General features: G+C 70.3%; 5 protein-coding genes and 1 pseudogene. All 6 read right to left on the bottom strand.

Translation table 11 applies throughout. The features are described from left to right. Positions 1–573, bottom strand: a pseudogene (locus OU415_RS29370) (sensor histidine kinase); the annotation flags it as partial. Further along, positions 570–1,268: a response regulator transcription factor gene (locus OU415_RS29365; RefSeq protein ID WP_270952597.1), complete on the bottom strand. Its 699-nt coding sequence runs from the start codon at positions 1,266–1,268 to the stop codon at positions 570–572. The gene OU415_RS29365 and the pseudogene OU415_RS29370, both read right to left, overlap by 4 nt. A 131-nt stretch (positions 1,269–1,399) precedes the next feature. Then, positions 1,400–3,427, bottom strand: a complete 2,028-nt coding sequence (locus OU415_RS29360; RefSeq protein WP_270952596.1) for a glycosyltransferase family 39 protein — start codon at positions 3,425–3,427, stop codon at positions 1,400–1,402. Further along, entirely contained in the window at positions 3,424–4,662 is a 1,239-nt protein-coding gene (locus OU415_RS29355; RefSeq protein ID WP_270952595.1) for a bifunctional glycosyltransferase family 2/GtrA family protein, read from the bottom strand. The genes OU415_RS29360 and OU415_RS29355 overlap by 4 nt, the downstream gene beginning before the upstream one ends. Positions 4,663–4,870: 208 nt before the next feature. After that, positions 4,871–5,758, bottom strand: a complete 888-nt coding sequence (gene mutM, locus OU415_RS29350; RefSeq protein WP_270952594.1) for a bifunctional DNA-formamidopyrimidine glycosylase/DNA-(apurinic or apyrimidinic site) lyase — start codon at positions 5,756–5,758, stop codon at positions 4,871–4,873. A gap of 90 nt (positions 5,759–5,848) precedes the next feature. Then, positions 5,849–6,592: a ribonuclease III gene (gene rnc, locus OU415_RS29345; RefSeq protein WP_270952593.1), complete on the bottom strand. Its 744-nt coding sequence runs from the start codon at positions 6,590–6,592 to the stop codon at positions 5,849–5,851. Positions 6,593–6,601 lie beyond the last annotated feature (9 nt).

Below are 6,601 nucleotides of genomic sequence, written 5' to 3'. Positions count from 1 at the left end.
CCGGCCCAACGCCCGCAGGCTCCGCCGCACCGTCATCGCGGCGGCCGCCGCCAGCACCACCAGCACGGCCCCGCCCACGACCAGCTCGATGATCACCAGCTGCCCCACCGTCGCCTCCACCCCGGCCAGCGACAGGGCGAGCACGGCGAGGCGACCGTTGGGCAGCGCGACGGTCCGCACCCGCCAGTCCGAACCGCCCGCCCGGTCCGGCACCGTTCCGACCGCGGGCGCGCGTTCCGGGTGCAACACCAGCGGCCCACCGGCATCCCCCTCCGGACTCCCGAGCACCCCACCGACCTGGCCATCGGCCGGATCGAACACCAGCACCCGGAAATCGGTGGGCAGCTCCCCGCGCCCCCGCACGTGCTCCGGGGGGACGCGCATCGGATCCGGCGGCGGCAGCACACCGTGCTCCCACGGTCTGGCCAGTTCCGCCAGCCGGTCGTCGGTGCGGGTGATCAACGACCGGCTCAGCAGAACGGCGCTGGTGGCCCCCATCGCCATCAGCCCGATCACCAGCGCGCTGAGCAGCACGAGCACCAGCCGCCCGCGCAACGTGCTGAAGATCCTCATCTCCGCTCCGGCGGCAACCGCAGCACGTACCCCACCCCTCGGATGGTGTGGATCAGCGCGGGCGACTCCGCGTCGACCTTGCGCCGCAGGTAGCTGATGTAGGACTCGACGATCCGGCTGTCCCCGCCGAACTCGTAGTTCCACACGCGGTCCAGGATCTGCACCTTGCTGACCACCTTCTCCGCGTTGATCAGCAGGTAGCGCAGCAGCTTGAACTCGGTGGGCGAGAGGGTGATCAGCCGCCCACCGCGGCGGACCTCGTAGCTCTCCTCGTCCAGCTCGACGTCGTGGTAGCGCAGCGTCGAGTCGTCGGCCTGCGCGGGCCGCACCCGCCGCAGGATCGCGCGCAACCGCAGCACCACCTCGTCCAAGCTGAACGGCTTGGTGACGTAGTCGTCGCCGCCGGCGGTGAGCCCCGCGATGCGGTCCTCGACGGCGTCCCGCGCGGTCAGGAACAGCACCGGCACCGTGTTGCCGTTCGCGCGCAGCTCGGTGGCTACCGAGAACCCGTCCCGGTCCGGCAGCATCACGTCCAGCACGACGATGTCCGGCCGGAACTCCGCCGCAGCGGCCAGACCATCAGCGCCGGTACCTTCGCCGCGCACCTCGAACCCGCTCAACCGCAACGCGGCGGTGAGCAGTTCCAAGATGTTCGGCTCGTCGTCGACGACCAGCACCCGAGCGGAATCAACCACGGCGACCAGTCTCCCCCGCCAACCTGGGAAGAACCTGGAAGCCCGCTGAGACCGCCCGATGATGTCAACGGCGGGGAGGGCGTCGACACCCTCCCCGCCTGCCGCACCCGGTCAGCTCCGGGTCCCGCGCCTTATCCGCACGCGTACAGCTCCAGCCCGCTGCCGGCCGTGCCTCCCCACGCCGCTGGATCGACCGCGGTGCAGTTCTGCTTGACCCACGCATCGCGGTCGCTGCGCGCCCGGCCGCCCTTCATGTCCGCGCCGCCCGGCATCTCCACACCTTCGGGCATCGCCATGCCACCCGGCGGCTGCATGCCTCCGGGACCGCCCCCGAGCAGCACGAATCCGAGCTGGCCGGACTGCTTCCACTCGGTCAACCGGGCCACCGACGGCGCGTCGTCACCTCCGCTGAACCCGCCCATCCCGATCACGGTCACATCGGAGTTGATGAGGTACGACGAAGCACCCATCGCCCCGCCCTCGACCGCGAGCGGCACCTCGATGCCCCCGGCCTGCGCCTGGACGTAGTCGAGCAGCTTCCGCTGGTCGGCGCTGAGCGAGGCACCGCCCATCTCGCCCATGAGGCGCCGCTGCTTCCCGTCCCCGCCGGGTGGCGGCATCCCGTCGCCGCCCATTCCCGGCGGGCGCATCCGGTCTCCGCCCATCATCGACGTTTCCGGCCCGGCCATCGGGTTCACGCCGCCCATCGGGGACTGCCCACCGGCCACGGCGATCGCCGACCACGCCGTAGGCACCAGCAGCATCGCGGCCAACCCCAGAACCAGGCCGGATTTAGCCAGAACCGCACCGCCGCGCCGACCGATCAGCAGCGCGACCAGCGCGACTACTCCCAGCCCCACCGCGGCGTACCCGGCCCACGCGTGCCAGCTCAGGTCGCGCGCGACGATGACCATCGCCCACGCCGCGGTGATCGCCACACCGATCGGCAGCAGCCACGCCTTGCCGCCCGGTTCGCGGTACCAGCGCCAGAAGCGGACGAGCCCGGCCCCGACCAGCGCGCCGACCGCGGGCGCCAGCATCGTCGTGTAGTAGGGGTGCATGATGCCCTGCGCGAAGCTGAGCATCAGGCCGATGACCAGCAGCCAACCGCCCCACAACACCCAGCCCGCGAGCTGCGCGCGATCCACCGGGCGACGCCGGATGCCGACCACCAGCATCGACACCAGCACCAACCCGCACAGCGGCAGCAACCAGCTGATCTGACCGCCCACCTGCTCGTTGAACAGCCGCAGAAGACCCGCCGAGCCGGAGAAACCGCCGCCGTGGCCACCGGGACCGCCCGGACCACCAGGGCCACCGGCACCGCCGGCGTGGCCGCTCTGCCCGAAGATCCGGCCGAACCCGTTGTAGCCGAAGATCAGGTCCAGCGCGGAACCGTCCTCGCTGCCCCCGATGAACGGCTTCGGCGAGGGCCACAGCGCGGTCGCCGCCACCCACCAGAACGAGCTCACCAGGAGCACGACGGCCGCCACCCCGAGGTCCAGCAGTCGACGCCCCCACCCGGCCCGGCTGCCCAGCAGGTAGGCAGCGATGAACGCGGGCAGCACCATCCACGCCTGCAGCATCTTGGTCAGGAATCCGCAGCCCACCAAGAACGCGGCCAGCGCGACCCAACCGGTCGCCCGCCGCGTCTCGAACGCCCGCGTCATGGCGTAAGCGGCCGCGATCACGAGCAGAACCAGCAGCGTATCGGGGTTGTTGTCGCGGTTGATGACGACGGTGATCGGCGTCAGCGCCATCACCAGCGCGGCCAGCAGCGCGGCGTGCTCCCCCGCCCAACGCCGAACCGTGCGGTGCAGCAGGAACACCGCCGCGACTCCGGCGACGGCCTGCGGGACGAGCACGGCGAACTGGTTGAACCCGAAGATCTTCACCGAGAGCACCTGCAACCACAGGGCCATCGGCGGCTTGTCCACGGTGACCACGCCGACCGGGTCGAAGGAGCCGAAGAAGAACGCCTCGAAGCTCTCCGACATCGACTTCACGGCCGCCGAGTAGTACGAATTCCCCCACGAACTCCCGATTCCCCACAGGTACAGCAGCGCGGCGATCCCGCAGATCACGGCCAACGCCCACGGCTCCCACCCGCGGGAACGGGACGGGGCCGGAGCGGCGATCGGCTCGGCAACGGCGGTCATGACGCACCTTCCCCGCGCGGCCGGAACACCCAGGACCGCAGCAGCACGAATCGCAGCGCTGTGCCCAGCACCGAGGACACCACGAGAACCAGGACTTCCAGCCACCTCGACGGATCCGCCTGCCAGGCGTTCAGGACGAGCAGCGCACCGGAGGTCACCGCGTAGTACAGCGCGAACACGACGAGTCCTTGCAGGTGCACGCGCCCGGACGAACCCGGCTCCCGCAGGAAGGTGTACCTGCGGTTGGCCTCGGTGTTCCACAGCGTGGTCGCGATCAGCGCGACCAGGTTGGCCAGCAGCGGCGGCCACCAGTTGCGCAGCACCGCGTACAGCACCGCGGTGAGCACAGTGGACACGAGACCGATGGCGCCGAACGAAACCAGCTGCCACAGCAGGCCGTTCTCCCGCTTCGCCAACGCCGCCTGCGGATGTGCCGCGCGCGGCGCCGGCCGCTGCGGCAGACCCGCCACCTTCGCCTGGCCGGTGAACTTCGCCCGCGCGACCCGCACCAACCCGGCGATGTCGTCAAAAGCCGTCCGCACCACGTTCACGCGCGTGTCGACGTCCTCGACCCAGTCCACCGGAACTTCGTGCACCCGAAGACCATTGTGCTCGGCGAGGAGCAGGAGTTCGGTGTCGAAGAACCAGGAATCGTCCCGGACCGCGTTCAGCAGCGGCTTGATCACATCGGTCCGCGCCGCCTTGAACCCGCACTGCGCATCGGTGAACCGCGCGCCGTGCGTCCAGCGGACCATCCCGTTGTAGCAGCGCGAGATCAACTCCCGCTTGCCCCCGCGCACGGTCCGCGCCCCGCTCGCCAACCGCGACCCGACGGCCAGGTCGGAATGCCCGTTGACCAGCGGCGCGACCAGCGGCAGCAGCGCGTCGAGCCCGGTGGACAGGTCGACGTCCATGTAGACCACGACGTCCGCATCGCTGTACCCCCACGCGGTGCGCAACGCCAACCCGCGCCCCTTGCGATCCAGGTGCAGCACCCGAACGCGGTCCATCGCGGCGGCCAGCTCGTGCGCGACGCGCAACGTGGCGTCGCTGCTGGCGTTGTCGACGATCGTGATGGTCCAGGAGAACGGGAATCCAGTGGCCAGGTGCTCGCTGAGCACCTCCAGACACCCCGGCAGCGAATGTTCCTCGTTGTAGACCGGGATCACGACGTCGACCGTCGCGGTCCGGCGCGATGCCCGGCTCTCGACATCGAGCTGCGGCACGGCGCTCATCTCCCACCACCTCTCATCCGGCTTCGGAACCCATCAAGCCGGACAGAGGTGCGAGCACCCTCGACATCACCTGGGAACTACCTGGGAACCCCAGTCGCCATGGTCCAGACCACAGTTTCAATTGAAACTGTGATCCGCAGTGGGTGGGATTTGCAGTTTCAATTGAAACTGTGGTTCCCGCGCACGAAACCGCACGGAGCCCGAATGGTCAGAGGTGGGCGTTCCTCGGTTTGGGTTGGCACACCGGGCAGGTGTAGGAGGAGCGGTTCATGAAGGCGTCGCGCCGGATCGACGCGCCGCAGCGCGGGCACGGCCGGTCGAGCTGGCCGTACACCGCCAGCGACCGGTCGAAGTAGCCGGACTCGCCGTTGACGTTGACGTACAGGGCGTCGAACGAGGTGCCACCGGCGTGCAACGCGTCCTGCATGACCTCGGTGACGCCGTCGAACAGCTCGCGGATCTTGGGCCGGGTCAGCGTCGCCGTGGGCCGCGCCCAGTGCAGCTTCGCGCGCCACAGCGCCTCGTCCGCGTAGATGTTGCCGATGCCGGACACCAGGCTCTGGTCGAGCAGCGCCCGCTTGATCCCGGTGCGCCGCGCCCGCAACCGCTCCACCAGCCGGTCCAGGTCGAAGGTGGGCTCCAGCGGATCGGGCGCGATGTGCTCGACCGGTTCGGGCACCGCGACACCGTCCACCTCGACCAGATCGGCGAGGTGCACGCCGCCGAACGTGCGCTGGTCGACGAACCGCAGCTCCGGACCACCGTCGGCGAACCGGAACCGCACCCGCAGGTGCTTCTCGTCCGGGACGTCGGCGGGCTGCACCAGCAGCTGACCGCTCATCCCCAGGTGCACCACCAACGCCTCGCCGGCGTCCGACACCGCATCCCCGTCGCCGAGCTCCAGCCACAGGTACTTGCCGCGGCGCCGAGCCGCGCTCAGGACCCGACCGGCCAGGCGCCCGGCGAGATCTTCCGGTCCGGGCACGTGGCGGCGCACCGCTCGGGGATGCAGGATCTCAACGCTGGACACCGTCCGGCCGATCGCGTGTTCGGAGACACCGCGCCGGACGACCTCGACCTCAGGCAACTCGGGCACGAAAACATCTTCGACCACGCCCGCCGCGCAAAAACAGGCGGCCCCGCGAATCGCGGGGCCGCAGAGCCTGTCTTCGATCTTCGAGAGAGCTCAGGCGGAGTTCTCGGTGCCTTCGCCCTTCGGCTCGGAGAGCTGGCGCCAGGCCGCTTCCGCAGCCTTCTGCTCGGCTTCCTTCTTGGTGCGGCCGTCGCCGCGACCGTAGGTCTGCCCGCCGACGGCGACGTAGGCGCTGAACTCCTTGCGGTGGTCCGGCCCCTGCTCCTCCACCCGGTACTCGGGCACGCCGAGGCTGGCCGACGCGGTCAGCTCCTGCAGGCTGGTCTTCCAGTCCAGGCCGGCTCCGCGCTGCGGCGCCTCGGCCAGCAGCGGCTCGAACAGCCGGTGGACGACGTCGCGCGCGACGTCGATGCCCTTCGCCAGGTACACCGCGCCGAGCACGGCCTCCAAGCCGTCCGCGAGGATGCTCGCCTTGTCACGGCCCCCCGTGAGCTCCTCGCCCCTGCCCAGGAGCAAGTACTCTCCCAGACCGCCCTCACCGAGACCGCGTGCGACGCCGGCCAGCGCGTGCATGTTGACCACGCTGGCGCGCAGCTTCGCGAGCTGCCCCTCCGCGAGTTCCGGGTGGTCGTTGTACAGGCGATCGGTGATCACCAGTCCGAGCACCGCGTCACCCAGGAACTCGAGCCGCTCGTTGGGCGGCAGGCCACCGTTCTCGTACGCGTACGAGCGGTGGGTGAGAGCAAGGGTGAGCAGCTCGGCGTCGAGCTCGACGCCGAGCGCTGCCAACAGCGGAGCCCGGTCCACGTTCCGGGCCCGCGGCTGCTTTCCCCCCACTTCGCGACC

It is taken from the genome of Saccharopolyspora oryzae, from assembly GCF_027853915.1.
Lineage (GTDB): Bacteria > Actinomycetota > Actinomycetes > Mycobacteriales > Pseudonocardiaceae > Saccharopolyspora > Saccharopolyspora oryzae.
The sequence above is the reverse complement of the archived record's forward strand: the minus strand, read 5'-3'. Positions and strand labels throughout refer to the sequence as shown.